We start from the raw sequence: 19455 nt of genomic DNA, 5'->3' as shown, positions 1-19455 counted from the left end.
AAAACAGCAAACGATATTTTTTTGTGAAAACAGGCTTTGACAACCCCGGGGCACCCCGTTAATATTCGCCCCGTTCACACGATTCCTCTGTAGTTCAGTCGGTAGAACGGCGGACTGTTAATCCGTATGTCACTGGTTCGAGTCCAGTCAGAGGAGCCAAATTCGAGAAGCCCGCTTTTTAGCGGGCTTTTTGCTATCTACAAATCAGAAACGCTCACTTACCGCACTGATATTCACCGGCATACCCGAACGGCGCTGCATTTCGCTTTGCGCCCGGTTCGCATCTACCCCTTCCCCGCGCACGAAAGCCTGCATGGCTGGCGTCACCGGAAGCGGTACTTTTTTATCCGATTCATATTCAGAGCGATTACGGGATAACGGCTCGTGAACTTCCAGCCAGCGACTACCGTCTGGTTCAGTAGTGTATTTCACCGGGCGGTCGATAATTTGTACTCGCGTCCCCACCGGCACCGTATCAAACAAATATTTGATATCGTCGTTACGCAGGCGAATACAGCCCTGGCTTACGCGCAGACCAATGCCAAAATTCGCGTTGGTGCCGTGGATGGCATAGAGCCTGCCAATATAAATCGCGTACAGCCCCATCGGGTTTTCTGGCCCGGCAGGCACCATCGCGGGCAGGGTTTTGCCCTCTTTGGCGTATTCACGGCGCGTATTGGCCGTCGGCACCCAGGTGGGGCCTTCCTTCTTACGCTCCACTTTCGTTACCCAGTTGCGCGGCGTTTCGCGTCCTGCCTGGCCGATACCAATCGGCAAGACTTCAACGCTGCTCCCGTCCGGTGGATAGTAATACAGGCGCATCTCCGCGACGTTAATCACGATACCTTCGCGTGGCGTATCAGGCAGGATGAGCTGCTGCGGGATGGTCAGCGTCGAGCCGCGCGCAGGAAGATACACATCCACGCCAGGGTTGGCCTCCAGCATATTGCTCAGCCCCTGCCCGTAGCGGGCGGCAAAGGCTTCCAGCGGGAAGTTACTGTCGAGCGGGACGATGATTTTTAACGGGCTGCCGACCAGTCGGCTTCCTTCCGGGGGCAGCGGGTAGGTCACCGCCAGGACGCTCTGGCTGGCGAGCAGCAATATCGCGGAGCATAACAGTTTGACACGACGCATAATTTCCCTTCCTCAGCCGTGAAAATATCTGTTAACTATAGCTTTTTTCTCCACCTTCTGCTGAGTAAGACAGCAATTAACGAGGAGAATTTTATTTAGGCTAAGCGAAACCGCTCCAGAGCGGAGCGGTAAGGGAAAAGATTACTTCTCTGGCAGGACGATATTGCTTTCAGCTAACGTCCCCATGTTGTTATAGATTGCGCAGGCGGATTCCACGATATGCATCGCCATTGCCGCCCCACTTCCTTCCCCCAGACGCATCTGCATATTCAGATACGGCTCAAGCTGCAATGCTTCCAGCGCAATACGCGCGCCCTTCTCCGCCGACAGATGCGAGGGGATCAGATAGGGTTTGACCGCCGGGGCAATCCGACACGCCGCCAGCGCCGAAGCGTAAGAGAGGAAGCCGTCCAGTACCACCGGCAGACCACAGGATGCCGCACCCAGCATCACGCCCGTCATGCCGACTAAATCGAAACCGCCCACTTTTGCCAGCACATCAACGCCATCGGCAGGATTGGGCTGATTGACGGCGATCGCACGTCGTACCACATCGACTTTATTCGCCAGCTGCGCCTGTGGCAGGTTCGCGCCGATACCTACGGCTTCCTGCGGATCGGCACCCGTTAACACACTGACAATCGCCGCGGCGGGCGTGGTATTCGCCATGCCCAGCTCGCCAACACCAAACAGCGTCACGCCCTGCTGTGCCAGATTTTGCGTATAGCGGATGGTTTCCAGCAGCAATTCCTGCGCCTGTTGGTGGCTCATTGCCGGGCCACGCGCAATGTTGCCGCTGCCGCGCGCCACTTTCATGTTCACCACATCAAGGATAGGATCGGCGTCAATCCCGACATCAATCACATGCACTTTCGCGCCCGCCTGTGCCGCCAGCACGCAAACGCCGGTGTTATGACGAGTCATGTTGGCGGCCTGAATCGCGGTGACCACCTGCGGCGAAATCGCCACGCCTTCATGCCAGACACCATGATCGGCGCACATCACCAGAATCGCTTTTTGCGCCACCTGCGGCTTGCCTTTTAGCCCCGGCATGCCCGCCAGCTGTATCGCCAGCGCTTCCAGACGTCCCAGGCTTCCGGGCGGTTTAAGCAACCCGTCGATATGGTGCTGCGCCTGCGCCATCGCGGCGCTATCTAACGCCGGAATGGCGGCGAGCAGCGTAGAGAGTGTTTGCATCTTTTTCCCCGATGTTCTGTTAAGGCTGGTTTAGATTAACGCCAGCAGAAAGATAAGTTCGCCCAGTTCGATGCTTGCGCCCATGGTGTCGCCCGTCTGGCCGCCCAGCGTACGTTTCAGCAACTGGCCAAGAATAAATACCGCGATGAACGTCACCAGCAGTGCGCGTAACCCATGCGCCCCCAGCAGCGTCATCACCAGAACAGCGGTCAATGCGAGGGTTATCACCGCCTGGCGGAAAGTGACTTTGCCAATAAACAGATTGCCCAGCCCCTCTTCACGCGCGTAGCGGTGGCGATACATCAGCAGCACCACACAGCCGCGACCGGCGATACAGGCACAAGCCAGCGCCGCCAGCATCGGCGTATCCCGCAGCGCCACCTCATTCACCGCCAGCACTTTGCCCAGCAGCACAAAAATGAGCGCTAATCCGCCGTGCGTGCCCAGGCGACTGTCGCGCATAATCTCCAGCATTTTCTCGCGACGACGCGCAGAGAAGACGCCATCACAGGTATCGGCCAGACCATCAAGATGGAAACCGCCGGTCAGCAGCGCCAGCGCCAGCACCGCGAAAAATGCCGCCAGCGGCACGCCGCACCAGGGCTGTAACAGCATAAAGACCAGCCCGCTTAATACCCCAAGCAACAAACCGACAAGGGGAAATGTGACGATGCCACGCACATATTGATCGATATCCAGGCCCTGCGACCAGCGCTGAGGCACCGGCAAACGACTCATAAACGACAGCGTGGCAAAGAAGATCCTGCTCATTTTATTTTGACTCCAATTCCTGACACCACCAGCCAGACGTCATCCGCCGCCTGCGCCAGTTTCTGATTCACTCGCCCGGCAATGTCGCGAAAATGGCGCGCCAGACGATTCTCCGGCACGATCCCCATTCCCACTTCATTGGTGACCAGCACCACCAATGATGGGCAGCGCTGGCACGCTATAATAAGCTTCTCAATTTCCAGGTCCACCGCCCTTTCCAGCGCCGCGAAATCCCAGTTATCGACATCGCCTTCCCCTCCGTTGGCAAACAACACGTTGGTCACAAGCGTCGTGACGCACTCCAGTAAAATCGCTTCCTCCGGATCGTTTGTCGGGGCGATCACCTCGGCTAAATTCTGCCAGCGTTCGGCAGTGCGCCAGTGCGCCGGACGACTATCGCGGTGATGCTGAATACGCGCATCCATTTCCGCATCGGTAATGTGCGAGGTGGCGATGTAGAGCACGCGCGGGTAATCGCGCAGCAGCGATTCCGCGTGATGGCTTTTACCGCTACGCGCGCCACCGGTGACCAGTATCATGATTGCGGCTCCTGATAGTCGTGCATAATCTGATAAATCTTTTCAATATCAATATGTTCACGCATCGCATTAGCGAGGATATCAAACTGCTGTGCTTTGTAATCGGCATAGCTCACCGTGACATCCAGGGCGGAAAGCCCTTTGCGCTGACGCAGAGCGTTAACGATACCGCGCGTGAAGGCATCGCTGTCGAATAAACCGTGCAGATAGGTGCCGAATACCAGCCCATCGTCGCTGACCGCGCCTTCGGCAAGCGTAGATCCGTTCGGGCGATGCAGCTCCAGCGCCGCGCGGCAGTGCGTGTGGCGGGTGGTGGTCCCCATATGAATTTCATACCCGGAGATATCCATCCCGGATACACCTGATAGCCAGCCAGGAAGCGTGGTTTGCAGGCGCGCGCGCGTTTGCTCAGTAGTTTTCTCCGGCGCAAACAGCGTGTCGGTCGCCAGCAGCCCCAGACCCGGTAGTACCCCGAGCCCGGATTCAATCTCATCGGTAATGGTTTCGCCGAGCATCTGATAGCCGCCGCAAATGCCTATCACCGGCGTGCCTTCGCGATGCCGCGCCAGCAGCGCCTGCGCGAGGCCGCTTTGCCGCAACCAGTTGAGATCCCCAAGCGTATTTTTGCTGCCGGGTAAAATGATGAGGTCGGCATCGGCCAGTTCCTCCGGCGTGCGCACATAACGCACCCGTACATCCGGCTGCGCCGCCAGCGCATTGAGATCGGTGAAGTTGGATAAATGCGGAAGTTGCGCCACCGCGATGGTCACCGGGCGATCGCCAATATGGCGATAAAGCCCTCGCTGCATGGCGACGCTGTCTTCCTCTTCAAGATCAACGTCCAGCCACGGCATTACGCCGAGCACCGGTACGCCGGTAAGGTCTTCAATCTGTTTAACGCCAGGCATCAGCAGTGAGACATCGCCACGAAACTTATTAATGATCACCCCTTTTACCCGCGCGCGCTCATGCTCAAGCAGCAGCGCCAGCGTGCCGTAAATAGAGGCAAAAACGCCGCCCCGGTCGATGTCAGCCACCAGAATCACCGGGCACTGCGCCAGTTCAGCCATGCCCATATTGACGATATCGCGATCGCGCAGATTAATTTCTGCCGGGCTCCCCGCGCCTTCCAGCACCAGCGCGTCGTACTCCTGCCCAAGGCTGGTATACACCTCAAGAATTTGCAGACGCAGACGCGGCTTATAGTCGTGATAGCTGACGGCGTCCATGTCGGTCATGACTTTGCCCATCAGCACCACCTGCGCCTTGCGGTCGCTGGTGGGTTTGAGCAGCACCGGGTTCATGCGCACATCCGGCGTTATACCGGCGGCTTCCGCCTGAAGAATCTGCGCGCGCCCCATCTCTTTGCCATCTGGTGTGATGCCAGAATTAAGGGCCATATTCTGCGATTTAAACGGTGCGGTCTTCAGCCCGTCCTGATGAAAAATACGGCACAGTCCCGCCACCAGCACACTTTTGCCGACGTCGGACGCGGTACCCTGAATCATAATTGCCTGCGTCATAATGTTTGTCTCTGACAGTTGTTGCGCATACGGCTGAAAAATTCATCTTCGGTTTTACACAGCGGCAGGCCGAGTTGGGCATGCAGCTTTACCAGCCAGGGCTGGGTCAACCCGGCTTTTGCCATCACATCCGCGCGTGAAAAAATGTCGCCCGGCGCGCCTTCGGCCAGCACTTCACCCCGGTGCATGACATACACCGCATCGCTCACTTCATAAATCAGATCAATATCGTGGCTGGAGATCACCACATGATTTCCCTGACCAACAATGCGCCTGATGATGTCAATCATCTGCGTGCGCCCGGACGGATCAAGCCCCGCCGTCGGTTCATCGAGCAACAGATAGCGCGCCTTCAGCACCAGCGCGCCGGCAATTGCCACGCGCTTTTTCTGCCCATGGCTGAGACACTGAATCGGCTGATGGCGAAAATGCTGTGCATCCACCAGCGTGAGTGCGTCCTCCACCCGGCGGGTGATTTCAGTCTCATCCACGCCGAGGTTGCGCAGCGCGAAGGCAATATCGCTGTCGATATCGGTATAGAAGATTTGCTGGTCCGGGTCCTGAAAGACGGTGGTCACCTGCTGGCGAAGCGCCAACAGCCCGCGTTTGCTGTATTCCAGCGGTTTACCCTGCCACAGTACCGCGCCCTGCTGCGGGCGTAATATGCCGCTTAAATTCATAAACAGCGTCGATTTTCCACAGCCGTTGGCCCCCACCAGCCCGGTAACGGCCTGAGCAGAGAAATCAAGATTCAGGCCCGTCAACACGAGAGAATCCTGATAGCGAAAGCTGAGATTGTTGGTCGCGAGCATCCGGGCCCCTAAAGGTGAAAATCACCCTGATATAGTTTGATATCCAGCGCTGTCGCCATCTGTTGATAACGCATAAGCACCCTCGTGAACAGCAATCCCACCAGCATCGCCAGCGAGCGATACCCTTTTGGCAGACTACGATACCCAAAACGCAGCGTTTGTGCGCGATGAATGGCAAGTGCTTCATCTAACAGGATAAAAATGAAGCGCCAGGTCAGCAGAATTTGTTCGGTGATTAAGCGCGGCACCCGCGCACGCTGAAGCAGGACGATAAGCTGATCGAACGGCAGAGTCAGCACCAGCCAGAAGGTCGCCGACAACGCGCACAGGCTGCGCCAAAACGTGTCGTTGGCGGTGATAAGCCCGGAAGACGTCATGCCCAGCCAGTAATGGCCAATGGAAATGCCCCACCACAGGCTTTGCGGGGCGCGGCCGATACTGAACAAAATCGTCAGCACGCCTACCAGCAGAAAACCAAACGGTAGCGCCATCCAGCGGCACCAGCGCCACAGGGAAATCCGTGCCACAAAGCAGGTTAACGCGGCGGTAAACAGCAGCGTCATCACGCGCCCGATAACTGGCAGCGTAAATGCCAGCACCATCAGCAGCAGCCAGAGCAGAAATTTCCACTCCGGCGCAATATGCCGCCAGCGGCTCTGATAACTGATGCGATCAAGCCCGGTCATCACGACGCTGGCGTCCTTTGGTGTAGCCAAGAATATAGAAAATCACTGCCGCGCCAATAGAGCCTTGCAGCGTGAACAGTAAACTTTCAATCTCGCCGCTGGCCGGTTCATACAACGGCTGGAACCACGGTTGATAGTCGGGCGCGACCACCTGAATCTGGTTTTCCGCTTCACCGTCCGACCCGCCATATTCGCCGCCGTGATTAATGAAAAACGGCAGGATCACCAGCGCAATTACCATCGCCAACAGAATCAACGTCTTTTTCATTTAATGCCCCTGTACGGAAATCAACTGTCGTTTAGTGAGCTGATCGTAAATCAGCACCGTTAATAACCCTTCAGCAATGGCAATCGGGATCTGCGTCAGACAGAAAATCCCCATAAATTTGACGATGGAGCCCGTCGCACCGGTTTGAGGATCCGGGAACGCTACGCCCAGCTGTACTGAGGTGACGAAATAGGTCACCAGATCCGCCAGCATAGCGCACAAAAACACGCACACATCGCGACGCAGCCCGGCGCGACAAGCCATTTTCCACACCAGATACCCGACTACCGGGCCAATGACCGCCATCGACATGCCGTTGGCGCCCAGCGTGGTTAACCCGCCGTGGGCCAGTAACAACGCCTGGAACAGCAGAACAATGGCACCCAGAATCGCCACGACGCCGGGGCCAAACAGAATTACCGCCAGACCGACCCCGGTGGGGTGCGAACAGCTTCCGGTGACCGACGGAATTTTCAGCGCGGAGAGCACGAAGATAAACGCCCCACACAGTGCCAGCAGTACCTTCTGATGGTTATCTTCCGCCACGATGCGGCGCAGGCGCACTAAGCCGTACCACAGGCATGGCAGGAACAGCAGCCACCAGGCCAGCGCCCACATCGGCGGTAAAAAACCTTCCATGATGTGCATGGCGAATGCCTGCTCAGGCACCACCATCAGCAGCAGCGCGGCGGCCAGGCCACTCAGGGAAAGCTGTTTGAGCTGTTTTTCCAGCATCATTGCGCGCCCCTCCACTGTTTATTGACCAGAATGGTGGAGAAGTACGGCAACGGCTGGTCGTCGCTGACATCAGCCAGGTTGTGCCAGCACTGCTCGCCGGGAAGGGTGGCTTCCGCCATCATCAACGCGCACTCCAGCAGCCCCGCCTGCGCCAGTAGCGCCTTAATGCGGGCGAAGCGGCCATACACTTTCATCAATACCAGGCTGTCGTGTTGCGCCAGCGCCTGAGCAATCTCCGCTTCCGGCGCAGTACAGGCGATCACCGCCATTGACTGCTGCTCCATTGCCAACGGCGTTTTACTGCGGGCGGCGATGGCGGCAAACGACGTCACGCCCGGCACAATCTCCAGCCAGTCTGGATTGCCAATACGCGCCAGCAGAAAGACCCAGGTGCTGAACAGCATCGCGTCTCCCAGCGTGATAAATCCAACCTGTTTGCCAGCTTCCACTTCCTGCACCAGCGCGGCGGCGACCTCGTTCCAGACGGCTTCTTTTTCCGCGCTGTCGGCGCTCATCGGGAAGTGGCAGCAGCGAATTTCCGTCTGCTCGCCGAGATACTCCCGCACAATAGAGAGCGCTAAGCTATCGCCGCCTTTGCGTCCGGCGGGGGCATAGAGAATATCGAGCGAGCCCAGCGTGCGGGCGGCGCGTACGGTAATCAGGTCTGATGCGCCCGGCCCGGTGCTTAGCGCATATAATTTCCCCGTCATGCGGCTTCTCCCAGGGTTTCGTTAAGTGCCTGATGCAGATGTTTCACAAACATCGCCCTTACCTGCGGATTTTCGCCCAGCCCGCGCAGCCAGGGTGTCGCGGGGATCCCGGCGGCGTTAAATAAGGTTTTCCAGGAGTCGTCTTCATCAGAAGCCATATCGTTAATCGCATGATCGCCCGCGACCAGCATCAGCGGCATCAGGTGAACCGCACTTACGCCTTCGCGTTGCATACTGGCAATCAACCCGTCCACTTCCGGGTAGCTTTCAACTGCACCGACCCGCGCAGGAAATTGCTGCGCAGTCATCATATGGTCGAGACAGGCATAGGCGGCAAAGGCATGGTGGCTGGCGCCGTGGCCCATAAAGACCACTTTCTCGTTAGCGGTGAGCGCGGGCATTTGCAGGCGTAACGCTGACATCAGGTCAACGTAATCATCGTGGGTGCTCAGCAAAGGCGCACCCAGCGTCAGGCGGGAAAAGAGCGGACGCAGCGATTGCACGTCGCTCGCAATCTTTTCGTACTCATCACCGTTGATAATATGCAGCGATTGGATCGCCACATCCTGATACCCCTGCTCCGCCAGTTTTTGCAACGCCTGCAACGGGGTATCAATATCGATACCGTCGCGCTGTTTCAGCTTGCGGATAATCATCCCGGAAGTGAACGCGCGAAACAGGTCGCGATCCGGGCAACTGGCGGCAAGCTCACGCTCGCAGGCCACGATGTTTTTCTCACGGGTTTCGGGGTAGCTGGTGCCGAAGCTGACGACCAGAAGGGCTTTTTTCATCGATTTTCTCCTTCCGCCGTCGCCAGCCAGCGTGCTAAACGCTGCTGTACATCGGCGCGGTTTTCCAGTAACTCATCTCCCGACACCAGCGGTGCCGGGCGCGTAATGACGATGCAGGGAATGCCTGCATCCAGACAGGGCTGGACTTTTTCCTGGTAACCGCCCTCGGCGCCTGAGGATTTAGTGATCACCACATCGGCGTGGCACTGGCGGTAAAACGCGGCATTAAACTCCGCGCTGAACGGGCCACAGAGAGCGAAAATCTCGCCCACACCGAAACCCAGTTCGACACACTGGTTTATCACTTCAGGCACCGGTAATACCCGGGCCAGCAGCGTTTTCTCCGGCAGGCCCGCGCGCCATAGCGCTAAATCTTTACTGCCGGTGGTGAGCAATACACGCTCGCCAAAACGGCTGGCCACGTCGCACGCCTGACGAATATCCGGCACAAAATGGAGCAACGGATGGGTGAGATCGCGAAGCTGTTCCGGTCGCTGATAGCGGCTCAGCAATACACCTGCCGCTTCGCAGGCACGCAGTACGTTACGGCTCACGACGTCGGCGTAAGGATGCGACGCATCGATCACCCAGCGCGTGTTATTTTCCTTTAACCACGTCACCATCTGCGCCAGCTCCAGCCGTCCGCAGCGCACCTGCCCGCGAATATCGCCCGCCAGTTGCTGCCCGGTTGGCGTGGCGACTGACAGGGTGTAATGCACATTTGCGGCGTCCAGCAACTGGCAAATCATCCGCGCGTCGCTGGTGCCACCGATGACCAACACATCGCCGAAACTCACAGCACGTATCCTCGCGGCGTGATCATCAGCCCATCCTGCACATAGGTGGTTTTATTGCCGACAATCACCAGGCTTGTCATATCCACCGGCGTGAAATCCATCTCGCCAAGCGTGGTCACCCATTTTTCCTCTTTCTTACGCCCGGCAGATTTCACCACCCCCACCGGCGTACTGGCACTTTTACTGCCCGCCAGCAGTTCAAACGCACGCGCCAAATGCCCTTCGCGGCCCCGGCTGCGCGGGTTATAGAAGCAGATAACAAAGTCAGCCTCCCCGGCGGCGATAATGCGTTTTTCAATGACCGGCCACGGCGTCAGCAGGTCGCTCAGGCTGATGTGGCAGAAGTCATGCATCAGCGGTGCGCCCAGCAATGACGCCGCCGCAATACTGGCGGTCATGCCAGGGATCAGGCGCACTTCCACATCAAGCTTCTGTTTGCTGACCAGTTCAAGCACCAGCCCCGCCATGCCGTAAATTCCGGCATCACCGCTACTGATTAGCGCCACATTGTGCCCCGCTTGCGCCAGGTCAATGGCGGTCTGGCAACGCTCAATCTCTTTGCACATCCCGGTTTTGATCACCTGCTTTTCACCGGTAAATGCCTTCACCAGGTGAGTGTAGGTTTTGTAGCCGACGATGATTTCTGCGGCCTGCAAAGCGTCAACCGCCTCCATGGTCATCATTGCCTGCGATCCCGGGCCAATTCCAATAACGGTTAACATCAGTGTGCTACTCCCAAAGTGATGGTGACGCCCTGTTCACGCAGGGTCTCTCCTGAGATATTTCCCTCGCTCAGCAACCAGGCCGACGGGCCGGAGACGCTGCCGACGCCCACCGTCTGGCGGACAAAATCAGAGGAGGTAAATCGGTGTTCATGTTCGCGCAACGCCTCTGCGCTGAAGGTGTAAAACGGCACGCGGTATGCGCAAGCCAGCGCGTTGAGCGCCGGTTCCTCTTTTTTCAGTGAGATGCTGCCAATCGCTTTTAGCGCCAGCGGGTCAACATCGTGCGCCGCCATCTGACGCGCGAAGAGCGTTGCCAGCAGCGCCGAATCGGTGTCGCGACGACAACCAATGCCCGCCACAATGCGCAGCGGCACCAGCTTCCAGTGCGCAATGGCGATGTCGGGAAGCTCGCGCGCCAGCGTAATGCAAACCACCCCATCCAGCGGCGGTAATGACTGTAACGACGCCACCGGGATAAACCCGCGCACATCACACTGATTAAGCGCCTCGCGAAATTCCGGCTCGCACCACAACCCCACGCGTTTTCCGCTAATCAGCATCTGATTAACCGTTTTTACCGCCGCGCGAAAATCGTTCATGCGCGCATTCAGCGCAACGGCCAGCGTGTCGAGTGCAGCCAACTCGTTAACATCGGTTGCAGTGGTAATGACCGGGTCAGCCCCCAGCAAACCCGCCAGCTTACGCGTCAGGGCGTTCGCCCCGCCCACATGGCCAGACAGCAGGCTGATCACGTGTTCTCCGCGCTCATCAATGACGATCACTGCCGGATCGCTGAACTTATCCGCGATCGCCGGAGCCAGCACGCGCACGGCAATGCCGGTCGCACCGATAAAAATCAGCGCGGAATCGCGCGCAAACGCCGTCCGTGCCGCGTGGGCAAAACCGCCGTCAAAGGGTATAAAACCCGGTTCAAGCAATTCGTCGCGGGTAAAGCAGGTCATCGGCAACATAGCCGACAGCCGTTTCGCCAGTTCAACGCCGCCGGGCGTCAGGCAAAACAGCGTGATGGATTCAGGCTTTGCGGTATTCATGGCTAAATTTCGCGTCATAGAGTTTTGAGTAGTGATACTCCTCGCCCAGGAACGCCCCCACGAGGATGAGCGCCGTTTTGCGAATATCCGCTTCGCGCACTTTGTCTGCGATATCCGCCAGCGTACCGCGCACGGTCTGGCTTTCCGGCCAGGTTGCTTTGTAAGTCACCGCGACCGGGGTGCTGGCCGGATAACCGCCTTCAATCAAGCGCTCGGCGACGCGATGGATGCGCTGAACCGAGAGATAAATCGCCATCGAGGTCTGATGCTGGGCGAAAGATTCGAGCTGTTCGCGCGCGGGTACCGGGGTACGGCCTTCCAGACGCGTAATAATCAGGCTTTGCGAGACTTCCGGTACCGTATATTCAACGCCGAGTTCCGCCGCCGCGCCAAGGAATGCGCTGACGCCCGGGACAACCTGCCAGGCGATACCACGGCGGGTGAGTTCTTCACCCTGTTCGCGCACCGAACCGTACAGCGAGACATCGCCCGTTTGCAGGCGCACCACGGTTTTGCCCGCTTTTATGCCCGCTTCCATCACATCAAGAATTTGCGTGAGATGCAGTTCCGCGCTGTCGTAGTACTCCGCTTCCAGCGGGCAGTACTCCAGCAGTTCGGTGTTAATCAATGACCCGGCGTAAATCACCACCTGCGCCTGCTGCAACAGACGGTAGCCTTTGAGGGTGATCAGTTCCCGGTCACCCGGCCCTGCGCCGACGAACCAGACGCAGCGTGGATCGAATGTTTCAGACATGCGCTTCTTCCTTCTGACAGGCAATGACATAGACGGGGTTGTTGGCTTTGAAATAGTGGCCGCTACCGAGCGGGCTCAGGGCGGAAACCTGAATCTGTTGGCAATCCAGCGAAGCAATGCCGCGCTGATGCAGATGTGCCAGCGCGGCATTAAGGTTTTCCTGCAAAATAAAGGTCATCACCAGACGACCCGCGGGATGCAGCTGTTCAAGCGCCCAGCCAATCAGCGACACCAGATTCCCGCCGCTGCCGCCGATAAAAATAGCGTCGGCCTTTTCGTCCACCACCACAGGCGCATCGGCCTGGATGCGCACAATATTTTCACAAGCAAAATGGCGGCAGTTTTGCGCCATCAGCGCCAGTGCGGCCGGGTTGCGTTCGATAGCAGTAATCTTTAGCGCCGGGAAGTGAAGCGCCGCTTCAATGCAGACGCTGCCAGTGCCCGCTCCCACATCAATAAAATGGCGGGCGTGATGTAAATCCAGTTTCGATAAGGCCAGCGCCCGCACGGCCTCCTTGGTCATCGGCACCTTCTCGCCGCGCAGAAACAGTTCATCTTTCATCGAGGATCACCACCGTGTTCATGCCGTAGTCGGCATTGACCTCACTGACGCGCAGCCAGTGGATCTGTTCATTTTCCATCGCCAGATGTTCCCCAATCACCATCCAGCGGTGCCCTTTTCCTCTTGCCACAAGCTGTTGCGCGATGTCGCGAGGGCCACAGCGGCTATCGGTCACCATCGCCACTTTGCGGTGTCGAGCCAGTTCATCAAACGACACCTCTCGCCCGTGGCTACTGGTGAGCCACATCTCGTTCATATCTACTCCTGCGCGGGCGCACAGATACTGCACCGCGCTGATCCCCGGCACGACACGCACGTTTTCGCGGCCAAAGTGGGCCACCATTCGCGTGCCGATGCCGTAAAAAAGCGGGTCGCCGGAAGCCAGCACCACGATGTTTTTCTGCCAATGCGCGGTAATCCACGCCAGCAGCTGCGGAATATCTGCATCAATCGGGCGCTGCTCGCCCGTAAACCCAGGACACTGCGCCAGATGACGTTTTGCCCCAACCAGCACCTGCGCCTGCGCGATAGCCTCGCTTGCCAGCGGTGTGATAAGCGTTAACCCGGCAGGCCCCATGCCTATGACCGTTAGCATTGCAGCGCCTCCACGATCGCTTTGACCGGGCGATTGCTGCCCAGCACCTGGTTGTCAAAGGCAAACATGATGGCGTCGCACACGGGCGGCGTTTTGGTAAAACGCAGTTTTTGCTGCACCCGCAGGCAAATCCGTTCGGCAAGATAGTTGTAGATGCGCTGATAACCAAAGGCGTCAATGTGCTCCATCGCCGCCTCGGTGGTATCGCAATCGCTCACCTGCGTCAGCAGTTCCAGCGGCGCGCCAAGCAGCGCCAGATGCGCCACCAGCGTTTCCATCCGCGCATCGGCAATATGGCTGTGGGTATGGAAAATCCCGGCGGCAATTTTGATCAGTTTGCCGGGGTGACCAATCAACACAATGTGCCGGAACCCCAGGCGCACGGCTTCATCCAGCATATAGCCGACAAAGTTGCTCATGGTGACCACCACGTCGCTATCAATGCCAAGTTGTTCGCGGACAAAACGTTCGCCATGATTGCCCGGCACCAGTACCACGTGGGTGAGGCCCGCGGCGCGCTTGATTTCCAGCTCCAGCGACAGCGAGCGTTTCCAGCTTTCTTCCGACATTGGCGTGACGATACCGGTCGTGCCGAGAATCGAGATGCCGCCCAGAATGCCGAGCCGGGCGTTGTAGGTTTTCTGCGCCCGCGCTTCGCCTTCCGGCGCAAAAATCTCGACATCTGCGCCGCGTGCCGGGCCAATCGCCTCGCGAACGGCAGCTTCGATGGTCTGACGCGGCGTACGGTTAATCGCCGCGCTGCCGAGCGGCAGGCCCACACCTTTGCGGGTTACGGTGCCCACGCCCTCCCCGCCGCGTAAGACGATTTCGCCGCTGTCGTTGAGCGTCACGCGGGCAAAAATCAGCATGCCGTGAGTGGCATCGACATCATCACCGCCGTCTTTACGGATCGCCGCCACCGCCTGTTGCCCTTCAATTTGCGGCACTTCAACGTTCAGATTGAGCGTCACGCCAGAGGGCGTCACGATCGAGACCTGATGAATAATGTGCTGGCGCAGCACCATCAGCGCCGCCACTTTCGCGGCGGCGGTGGCGCAGGAACCGGTGGTGTACCCTTTGCGCAGCGGTTTACCGTTGTGCCAGACCGGAGCGTCAAACGCGGCGTCGCTCATTGTGCATCCCGCAGGTGGTAGAGAATGGCGTTCACTATCGCCGCCGCCACGTTGCTGCCGCCCTTACGCCCCAGCGCGGCAATGGCGGGCAGCGCACTATGAGTCAGCGCGTCTTTGGATTCCGCGGCACCGACAAACCCAACCGGCACGCCCACCACGCCGCTCACCGGCACGTTCAGCTCCAGCAGGCGGAACAGCGCGGTCGGCGCATTGCCGAAGACAAAGACTTTCTCCCCCTCTTCGCGCACAGCGATATCCACGGCAGCCATCGAGCGGGTCATGCCCTGCGCGTTGGCTTCGCGCACCACGCGCGGGTCGCTGATGTAGCAGCGACATTCGCCGCCAAAGCTTGCCAGTAGCGGCTTGTTAATCCCCGATAGCGCCATGGTAGTGTCGGTGTAGAGCGTGCAAGGGCGACTCAGGGCCGCCGTCAGACGCGCCAGCGCATCCGGGGAAAACCACAGGATATCCAGCCACTCAAAATCAGCGGTGGTGTGGATTACCCGTTTGACGATGGCTTCATGGAGCGGGCTGGCAAACTGATAATCGGGCCGCGTTTCGCGAATAATCTCGCCGATAATGTCAAAGCTTTTCGCCTCAATGGCCTGCGGCTGGCGAATGTAATCCATGTGCTACTCCTCAGGCCGCGCCCATCACCAGCCACCGGGCTGCCATAAACAGCACCAGCGCCAGCGTGGAAGCTACCCACATCAGTCGAATCGTTCGGGAAATATCATCTACGGCGATGTCGCGTTGCTCGTCACCGATCCACGGCTTCTCAACACGCTCGCCAAAATAGTCATTCGGGCCGCCCAGGCGGATACCCAGCGCCCCGGCGACGGTCGCTTCAGACCATGCGCAGTTGGGGCTGCTGTGGTTATGGCGATCGCGCCAGCCAATGCGTAACGCGGCAGCGGCGTTGGCGCGGCAAAGAAGAGCGGCGGCGCTGAGCAGCAACCAGCTCAGGCGCGCGGGAATAAAGTTGGCGACGTCGTCCAGCCGGGCGCTCACCATGCCAATCGCGCGGTATTTTTCATGTTTGTAGCCGACCATGGAATCCAGCGTATTCACCGCTTTATAAGCCATCGCCAGCGGCGCACCGCCAAGCAGCAGGAAGAAGAGCGGCGCGATGATCCCGTCAACGCTGTTTTCGGCGACGGTTTCAACCACCGCACGGTTGATTTGCGCAGGTTGAAGCTGCGAGGTATCCCGCCCCACAATCCACGACAGTTTTATCCGGCTTTGCGCTAAATCACCCGCGCGCAGCGGCTGTTCAACGTCGCGGGCTGCATTCGCCAGGCAGCGCCCGGCCAGTACCGTGAAGATCATCCAAACCTCCACCGTCCAGCCTAGCCACGGATGTAACGCGTAAGCCAGCGCCAGCGCGCCCCAGGCGACAGCCCAGCTCAGGCCGACCACCACCAGCCACATCACACCGCCGCCAATCCGCAACGCGCGGTCACTGTGACAATAGCGGCGCACTGTTTTTTGTACGCGGTTAATGAGCGCGCCCATCCAGCGCACCGGGTGAGGCCAACTTTGCGGATCACCGATAAGCAGGTCGAGGATCCAGGCGATGCACCAGGCAAGCAGAGTCATTGGACGCTCCTTGCGGCATTCAACCAATGCGTGAGCATCATCGGGCGCTGGGCGAAATGAATATGCAGATAGCTGGCGAAGGTGTTACCCACCTGCCAGCCGCCAGACCAGGTTTGCAGGACGTTCCCGTCGCGTATTTTGCGGCAATCCAGCACTGCCGGCATTTCCGGCGTGAAATCGGAGTAGTGAAATTCGTGCCCGCGAAGCCATTCTCCCGCTGCCGCCAGCAGGGTGTTTTCCTGCGCCTGCGCTTCACAGTAGCCAAAGCGCGTCAGCCGTTTGCCCATTTTGCTGTGACCGGGAATGATATTCGCCATCAGATGAGTATCGCCCTGCGCATCTTCCAGCGAAGTGCCCAGATACATCAGGCCGCCGCATTCGGCGTAGATTGCCACCCCGCGTGCATGGGCCTGGCGCAACTGATTGAGCATTGGCTGATTGGCCGCCAGCGCCTTCGCGTGCAGCTCCGGATACCCGCCGCCGAGCCAAATCATCTGGCATTCTGGCAGTACGTCATCGTGGAGCGGGCTAAAACGGACAATATCGACGCCTGCACGTTCAAGCAGCGCAATGTTGTCCGGGTAGTAGAAGTTAAAGGCTTCATCATCCGCCAGCGCGAGCGTCAGGCGCTCATCTTCGTCCACTGAGGGCATCGGCGGCCATTCGCCCTGCGGCAGGGTTTTCATCTCGCTCAACGTCAGCAGTTTTTCAATATCGAGCGTGCGCCCCAACGTATCGGCAAAATCTTGCCACGGTTGCTGTTCAACAACCGATTCACGCGCCGTGACCAGACCGAGATGCCGCTCCGGCAAGGCGATACCCGCCACGGTGGGCACATAACCAATGACTGGCACTGCGCAGTAGCGCTCGATGGCGGATTTGAGAAGCTGGAAATGGCTGTCGCTGTTGACGCGATTGACCATCACGCCTGCGATATTCACAGAGGGTTCGAAGTGCTGAAAACCCAGTACGGTTGCAGCAATCGAGGTTGAGACCGCTTTGCCGTCCACCAGCAAAATGACCGGGCAACCGAGCTGTTTTGCCATCGCAGCGGTGCTGCATTGATTGGGGTCGATACCGAGACCATCGTACAGCCCCATCACGCCTTCAATCACCGCGATATCGGCATGCTGCATGTGTTGGTTAAACAAGGCGTTCAGCGCGGGGGCAGGGATCATGAAACTGTCGAGATTACGCGACGCCACGCCGGAAATTGCCGTATGCCAGCCGGTATCGAGATAATCAGGCCCCACTTTCCACGGCTGCACCCGCCAGCCGCGCTGTTTCAGCACATTCAACAAGCCAAGCGTTACCGTGGTTTTACCACAGCCGCTGCCGGTGCCTGCCAGAATAAATGCGTGATGCTTTGCCGCCATGCCCTGATCCTGCTCAGGGTGGTAGGGGTACGTCGAGATGCGCGTGTTCCCGGTCTTGCGACCGCACGCTTCTGAGCAACCCACTTCCCACCGAAGTTGTTGATATGTACCGACAGGCAGGTCTTCTGGCTTAGCGTCGTCCTCCCCCGTCCTTCCCAATCTTGCGATCAGTGGTGTTTACGGGTTCGTCAGCATTACAGCAGCGGGGGCTGCGAGGGATTTACACCCTCTTCCCTGACACATAACGTGTCTGACCTGTCGGCTTAATGTCGGAGTCAGTGTAGCGCTCATACTCCGTTGCCTTTTTGCGCTAAAACAATCTATTGCGCCGCAATGATTTATTCAATTTATAATATCGACCTGGAAAATAAGGCAAATTAGGTGACAGCGTGGCCGTTGCACAATGCCCTGCATCCTGCGGGGAACTGATTCAGGGCTGGATCCTGGGCAGTGAGAAATTGATTTCCTGCCCGGTTGGGCTTTACAGCACCGTAGAAGTAAGAGCCGGTAAACCGGCTGACGATGAACGTCCGCTGACGCGCGCAATGGTCAATCAGTTGCTGGCACTGTGGGAATTCCCGGTGGAGTGGAGCCAGCAGTTGCGCATTAATCTGCACTCCCCCATACCGGTTGCCAAAGGAATGGCCAGCAGTACTGCCGATATCGCCGCCACTGCCGTCGCCACCGCACGCTATTTTGATAAAACATTGACTGAACAGGCGCTGGCACAGCTTTGCGTTAACCTTGAGCCCACCGATAGCACGCCTTTTCGCCAGATGACGCTGTTCGATCATAATCAGGGCCATGCGCTAACGGTCGGTTCAGAGCAACCAGAGCTTGATATTCTGGTACTGGAAAGCCCACTCACGCTGCAAACCGCAGACTATCATCGTCTCGACAGACAAGCGGCCCTCCTTGCCGGCGCGCCACAGTTAGCGCAAGCCTGGCAAAAAGCTCGTCAGGCGTGTGAAACAGGCTGTGCCAGACTACTCGGAGAAGCCGCGACGCTCAGCGCTATCGCCAGCCAGCAAATTCTGCCGAAACCGGGTTTTCAGCGCGTACTGGATATTGTGGAGCGTTTTGCATTGTATGGCGTGAGCATCGCACACAGCGGGAGCGTGATGGGGTTAATGCTCGACAGGACGAAACACGATGTTGAAGCCGTGATGGCGGAACTGGAAAGGGACGATGGTAATGTTCTGTGGCCGCAAAAATATGTGCTGCCCATGGTGGAAGGCGGCGTCAGATAGTATTCAGGCGGCCCGGAGGCCGCCTGATGACAAATTACTCAGCTTTTGGCTCAGCAACCTTCTGTTCGCCCATCGCTTTCAGCTTTTTAGAGATGTCGCGGCGTTCTTTAGAAATTTCGGCATTTTTGATGATGTAATCATCAACGCGATCTTCGTAATCGCTCTTCATGCTGGCGATGATGCCCTGAATCGCTTCAACGCTCATGCCCGGTTTGATGTAGTCGCTAAGGTTGTCCAGCAGCAGGACACGCTTCTGGTTGTCACGGATCTTTTTCTCAACGTCCTGAATTTCACGCTGCAGTTTGTTTTTACGGCGGAACAGACGAACAAACTCCAGTACATCCTGAAATGAAGGCTTAGTTGTTTCCATTTTTACACCCCTGATATTTGAGACTCGGATTCGTAAATGCTACAGCGATAGAATTAACAATACGTATAGCTGA

The 19455-nt window shown here is 58.0% G+C and carries 23 protein-coding genes, 1 tRNA gene and 1 riboswitch; of the genes, 2 read left to right on the top strand and 22 right to left on the bottom strand.

Translation table 11 applies throughout. The features are described 5' to 3' along the window. Positions 1 to 83: 83 nt before the first annotated feature. A tRNA-Asn gene (locus tag ACOXYR_RS06935) sits at positions 84 to 159 on the top strand. A 45-nt stretch (positions 160 to 204) separates the two neighbouring features. Here the strand turns inward: ACOXYR_RS06935 and ldtA are convergent. The 21 genes from ldtA to ACOXYR_RS06830 form a co-directional block, all read right to left on the bottom strand. After that, a complete protein-coding gene (gene ldtA / locus ACOXYR_RS06930) occupies positions 205 to 1134 on the bottom strand; it encodes a L,D-transpeptidase (RefSeq protein WP_350436357.1) in 930 nt (309 codons plus the stop codon). 141 nt (positions 1135 to 1275) lie between these two features. Then, positions 1276 to 2331, bottom strand: coding sequence for a nicotinate-nucleotide--dimethylbenzimidazole phosphoribosyltransferase (gene cobT / locus ACOXYR_RS06925; protein ID WP_421356338.1), 1056 nt, complete (start codon positions 2329 to 2331; stop codon positions 1276 to 1278). 30 nt (positions 2332 to 2361) lie between these two features. Then, positions 2362 to 3102: an adenosylcobinamide-GDP ribazoletransferase gene (gene cobS, locus ACOXYR_RS06920; protein WP_108475186.1), complete on the bottom strand. Its 741-nt coding sequence runs from the start codon at positions 3100 to 3102 to the stop codon at positions 2362 to 2364. Then, positions 3099 to 3644, bottom strand: a complete 546-nt coding sequence (gene cobU / locus ACOXYR_RS06915; RefSeq protein WP_113857177.1) for a bifunctional adenosylcobinamide kinase/adenosylcobinamide-phosphate guanylyltransferase — start codon at positions 3642 to 3644, stop codon at positions 3099 to 3101. The genes cobS and cobU overlap by 4 nt, the downstream gene beginning before the upstream one ends. Then, positions 3638 to 5164 (bottom strand): cobyric acid synthase, encoded by a 1527-nt coding sequence (locus tag ACOXYR_RS06910; protein WP_421356337.1) that lies wholly within the window; start codon positions 5162 to 5164, stop codon positions 3638 to 3640. The genes cobU and ACOXYR_RS06910 overlap by 7 nt, the downstream gene beginning before the upstream one ends. Beyond that, positions 5161 to 5976 carry an energy-coupling factor ABC transporter ATP-binding protein gene (locus ACOXYR_RS06905; RefSeq protein WP_421356336.1) on the bottom strand — a complete coding sequence of 272 codons (816 nt, stop codon included), beginning with the start codon at positions 5974 to 5976 and terminating at the stop codon, positions 5161 to 5163. The genes ACOXYR_RS06910 and ACOXYR_RS06905 overlap by 4 nt, the downstream gene beginning before the upstream one ends. Positions 5977 to 5984: 8 nt before the next feature. Then, positions 5985 to 6662 (bottom strand): energy-coupling factor ABC transporter transmembrane protein, encoded by a 678-nt coding sequence (locus ACOXYR_RS06900; protein WP_421356342.1) that lies wholly within the window; start codon positions 6660 to 6662, stop codon positions 5985 to 5987. Continuing rightward, a complete protein-coding gene (locus tag ACOXYR_RS06895) occupies positions 6649 to 6930 on the bottom strand; it encodes an energy-coupling factor ABC transporter substrate-binding protein (protein WP_015963893.1) in 282 nt (93 codons plus the stop codon). The genes ACOXYR_RS06900 and ACOXYR_RS06895 overlap by 14 nt, the downstream gene beginning before the upstream one ends. After that, the gene (cbiM, locus tag ACOXYR_RS06890; RefSeq protein ID WP_415728916.1) at positions 6931 to 7668 is read right to left on the bottom strand and encodes a cobalt ECF transporter S component CbiM; all 738 of its coding nucleotides are present in this window, start codon (positions 7666 to 7668) and stop codon (positions 6931 to 6933) included. Continuing rightward, positions 7665 to 8378 (bottom strand): cobalt-factor II C(20)-methyltransferase, encoded by a 714-nt coding sequence (locus tag ACOXYR_RS06885; RefSeq protein WP_415728915.1) that lies wholly within the window; start codon positions 8376 to 8378, stop codon positions 7665 to 7667. Before ACOXYR_RS06885 ends, cbiM begins: the two co-directional genes overlap by 4 nt. Continuing rightward, positions 8375 to 9169 carry a sirohydrochlorin cobaltochelatase gene (cbiK, locus tag ACOXYR_RS06880; protein WP_421356335.1) on the bottom strand — a complete coding sequence of 265 codons (795 nt, stop codon included), beginning with the start codon at positions 9167 to 9169 and terminating at the stop codon, positions 8375 to 8377. The genes ACOXYR_RS06885 and cbiK overlap by 4 nt, the downstream gene beginning before the upstream one ends. Next, on the bottom strand, positions 9166 to 9966 hold the full coding sequence (locus ACOXYR_RS06875; protein WP_350436349.1) for a cobalt-precorrin-6A reductase: 801 nt from the start codon (positions 9964 to 9966) through the stop codon (positions 9166 to 9168). Before ACOXYR_RS06875 ends, cbiK begins: the two co-directional genes overlap by 4 nt. Further along, entirely contained in the window at positions 9963 to 10688 is a 726-nt protein-coding gene (locus ACOXYR_RS06870; RefSeq protein ID WP_113857186.1) for a precorrin-3B C(17)-methyltransferase, read from the bottom strand. Before ACOXYR_RS06870 ends, ACOXYR_RS06875 begins: the two co-directional genes overlap by 4 nt. Next, the gene (gene cbiG, locus ACOXYR_RS06865; RefSeq protein ID WP_421356334.1) at positions 10688 to 11743 is read right to left on the bottom strand and encodes a cobalt-precorrin 5A hydrolase; all 1056 of its coding nucleotides are present in this window, start codon (positions 11741 to 11743) and stop codon (positions 10688 to 10690) included. The genes ACOXYR_RS06870 and cbiG overlap by 1 nt, the downstream gene beginning before the upstream one ends. Next, positions 11724 to 12497, bottom strand: a complete 774-nt coding sequence (locus tag ACOXYR_RS06860; protein WP_421356333.1) for a cobalt-precorrin-4 methyltransferase — start codon at positions 12495 to 12497, stop codon at positions 11724 to 11726. Before ACOXYR_RS06860 ends, cbiG begins: the two co-directional genes overlap by 20 nt. Then, complete coding sequence (locus ACOXYR_RS06855) at positions 12490 to 13059, bottom strand: decarboxylating cobalt-precorrin-6B (C(15))-methyltransferase (RefSeq protein WP_421356332.1); 570 nt, start codon at positions 13057 to 13059, stop codon at positions 12490 to 12492. Before ACOXYR_RS06855 ends, ACOXYR_RS06860 begins: the two co-directional genes overlap by 8 nt. Further along, the gene (locus ACOXYR_RS06850; RefSeq protein ID WP_113857190.1) at positions 13049 to 13654 is read right to left on the bottom strand and encodes a cobalt-precorrin-7 (C(5))-methyltransferase; all 606 of its coding nucleotides are present in this window, start codon (positions 13652 to 13654) and stop codon (positions 13049 to 13051) included. The genes ACOXYR_RS06855 and ACOXYR_RS06850 overlap by 11 nt, the downstream gene beginning before the upstream one ends. Continuing rightward, entirely contained in the window at positions 13648 to 14787 is a 1140-nt protein-coding gene (gene cbiD, locus ACOXYR_RS06845; RefSeq protein WP_421356331.1) for a cobalt-precorrin-5B (C(1))-methyltransferase CbiD, read from the bottom strand. The genes ACOXYR_RS06850 and cbiD overlap by 7 nt, the downstream gene beginning before the upstream one ends. Continuing rightward, positions 14784 to 15416, bottom strand: coding sequence for a cobalt-precorrin-8 methylmutase (locus ACOXYR_RS06840; RefSeq protein WP_189622853.1), 633 nt, complete (start codon positions 15414 to 15416; stop codon positions 14784 to 14786). Before ACOXYR_RS06840 ends, cbiD begins: the two co-directional genes overlap by 4 nt. Positions 15417 to 15426: 10 nt before the next feature. Continuing rightward, the gene (gene cbiB / locus ACOXYR_RS06835; protein ID WP_421356330.1) at positions 15427 to 16386 is read right to left on the bottom strand and encodes an adenosylcobinamide-phosphate synthase CbiB; all 960 of its coding nucleotides are present in this window, start codon (positions 16384 to 16386) and stop codon (positions 15427 to 15429) included. Next, positions 16383 to 17762, bottom strand: coding sequence for a cobyrinic acid a,c-diamide synthase CobB (locus ACOXYR_RS06830; RefSeq protein ID WP_421356329.1), 1380 nt, complete (start codon positions 17760 to 17762; stop codon positions 16383 to 16385). Before ACOXYR_RS06830 ends, cbiB begins: the two co-directional genes overlap by 4 nt. A gap of 98 nt (positions 17763 to 17860) precedes the next feature. Beyond that, positions 17861 to 18036, bottom strand: a riboswitch (cobalamin riboswitch). A 115-nt stretch (positions 18037 to 18151) separates the two neighbouring features. On the opposite strand from ACOXYR_RS06830, the gene ACOXYR_RS06825 reads away from it, so the two are divergent. Continuing rightward, a complete protein-coding gene (locus ACOXYR_RS06825; RefSeq protein WP_421356328.1) occupies positions 18152 to 19012 on the top strand; it encodes a GHMP family kinase ATP-binding protein in 861 nt (286 codons plus the stop codon). Positions 19013 to 19046: 34 nt separating this feature from the next. Here ACOXYR_RS06825 and ACOXYR_RS06820 read toward each other — a convergent pair whose 3' ends face one another. Beyond that, positions 19047 to 19382 carry a DUF496 family protein gene (locus tag ACOXYR_RS06820; RefSeq protein WP_015963878.1) on the bottom strand — a complete coding sequence of 112 codons (336 nt, stop codon included), beginning with the start codon at positions 19380 to 19382 and terminating at the stop codon, positions 19047 to 19049. Positions 19383 to 19455 lie beyond the last annotated feature (73 nt).

It is taken from the genome of Pseudocitrobacter faecalis (assembly GCF_965231525.1).
Lineage (GTDB): Bacteria > Pseudomonadota > Gammaproteobacteria > Enterobacterales > Enterobacteriaceae > Pseudocitrobacter > Pseudocitrobacter faecalis.
This window is presented reverse-complemented; position numbering and strand designations above follow the sequence as displayed.